General features: G+C 73.9%; 1 protein-coding gene. It reads right to left on the reverse strand.

Features of this window, described 5'->3' with window-relative positions:
* On the reverse strand, positions 1–280 hold a 280-nt coding region (locus RVY79_RS19200; protein ID WP_317466153.1), incomplete at both ends, for an iron chelate uptake ABC transporter family permease subunit.

Raw genomic sequence — 280 nt, forward strand, 5'->3', positions numbered from 1 at the left:
CACAGCGCGCGCACCAGATGGGGCGAGACCAGGCCGACGAAGGCCACGATGCCGGTCTGGGCCACGGCCGCGCCGGTGGCCAGTGCGAACGCGACGATCAGCAGCAGCCGCATCAGCGCCAGCCGGATGCCGAGCGACTTGGCGGTGGCCTCGCCGAGCGTCAGCGCGTCCAGCGCCGGGCTCGCCAGCAGGCCCAGCAGCGCGGCCAGCACGCCGGCGGTGGCCATCACCGCGACGCTGTGCCAGCCGAGCAGGCCGGTGTTGCCGAGCAAAAAGGCCT

This window comes from Chromohalobacter sp. HP20-39 (assembly GCF_033052815.1).
Taxonomy (GTDB): domain Bacteria; phylum Pseudomonadota; class Gammaproteobacteria; order Pseudomonadales; family Halomonadaceae; genus Chromohalobacter.